Origin of the sequence: Thioalkalivibrio sp. AKL7, from assembly GCF_000381705.1 — a bacterium.
In the GTDB taxonomy this organism is placed as follows: Bacteria; Pseudomonadota; Gammaproteobacteria; order Ectothiorhodospirales; family Ectothiorhodospiraceae; genus Thioalkalivibrio; species Thioalkalivibrio versutus.
Genome location: NZ_KB906966.1, coordinates 1 through 1,638 on the forward strand (window position 1 = coordinate 1; position 1,638 = coordinate 1,638).

Here is a 1,638-nt window from a genome sequence, read left to right on the forward strand (position 1 = left end):
ACCCCGATGAAGCCGGCCAGGATCAGCAGGGACAGGCCCATCAGCGCCAGGGTGCCCGGTTCCGGCACTGCGAAGCGCAGGCTGCCATCGTGGGTCGACTGGGTTTCGCTGAACAGGGACTGGCCGTCGCGGGTGTCGCCGTACACGTTGTTGACGTCTTCACCGAAGAAGGTCTCCGGCGGCGGTTCCTGGATGGTGCCGGCGCTGGCGAAGGCTGTGACCTGGAAGGTCGGGGCGCCTTCCTCGTCCGCGATCAGGTCGGCGAAGTCGATGCCGTCGCTGGTGAACCAGAAGCCCGGGAGTACCATGTCCACCTGGAATTCGAAGGTGAAGGTCCCTTCGATGAAGGCCCCGCCCTGGCTGTCGAATTCCAGGATGCTGTTGCCGGATTTCAGGCCCATCTCCATGACCAGTTCGCCGTCGGTGTAGTGTGTCCTTGCCCCTTCATAGTCCTGACCGAAACCGGGGGTCGGTTCGGCCATGAACAGCGAAAAGCAGCAACCGACCCCGGTGTAGTCAGCGGTGACGACGTAATTGCCGCCGACTGTATCGGTGCCGGTTACCACGCCGCGGAGTTCGTCCCAGAGGAGCCCCATGGAGTAGTCGGTGCCAAGGATGTCGCCGGTCTGGGGTGCGGCCGCGTTGGTGGAGGTCCGGTAGGACGTGGCATCACCGTACCCGCGGTCATAGAACACATCGCCGACCTGAACCGGGTTGTTCGGGTCCTGAATGTACTGGAAGGTCTGGGTGTTCAGGTCGAATTGGATCCGGCGGACGTTTTCGACCGAGCCGCTGTAGTTCGCGGTGGCGTCGAGGTTCATGTCGAAGTCGATCGTCTCCGCCGTCGCGGTACTCGCACCTGCGGCGAAAATGCCGACGCAGAGCGAAGCAAGAAGAGCTTTTTTCGCGTTCATGGATTTCTCCTGATGCTCAATTTGAAGCGATTTAACCATCGCCGGGGCTTGGCCTGATGGCCAATTCAGTTGCTGCCGAGTTGTTATAGGCAGACAACGTGCCAAGTTTCACTTCGAGGATTGATCGTTCGTAAGGCTTTGTTATGTAGGGGGAAAAGTTTGATGTTTTCCCGGCGGGTATTGGATTGTTGGCAGCGTGCGGGCGATAGGCCCCAGTTCTGGGATGGAACTGTAAAGGCGGTCGACGGAGGCTGGCGTGGGTTGCGGGCGTCAGGCCGCCGGGTAGGGGATGAATGGAGAACAAATAAAATAAAATCCGTAAGTTGAGGGTATTTTTTTGGTTGTAATGCGTATCGACAGGGGACGTCACAAGAGGTCCCGGGTAATGGCAAAGGATCGGGGTGACGGGCCGATTGGGAGGGGCGGCGTGATGTGCGGGGGAGCGCGACTACCGAAGGACCGGTCGCGCCTCGCGAGGAGCCATGGGGTCAGGCCGTACGCGCCCGCGACAGTCGATGCGCGACGACCAGCATGGCGGGAAGTACTAGCAGGTCGAACAGCAGGCCCGCGATCAGTCCGAACACAACCTCAATCGTCATGTTCAGGAGAGCCCCGGATCGCTGCAGGATATTCGTACGCTGACGGCGATCTATCTGGAACAGGATCGCGTGGAGGATGCCCTGCAGTTCGTGGAGCGGGCAAGCCGTGACTACACCGGCGAGCC

General features: G+C 60.5%; 2 protein-coding genes. Both read right to left on the minus strand.

All coding sequences use genetic code 11. The annotated features are described in order from the left end of the window. A partial coding sequence (locus G315_RS0113645) for a PEP-CTERM sorting domain-containing protein (protein ID WP_018143863.1) occupies window positions 1–914 on the minus strand: 914 nt, incomplete at its 3' end. A 488-nt stretch (window positions 915–1,402) separates the two neighbouring features. Next, window positions 1,403–1,638, minus strand: a 236-nt coding sequence (locus tag G315_RS14775) for a hypothetical protein (protein ID WP_038031722.1), incomplete at its 5' end; no start/stop codon positions are given.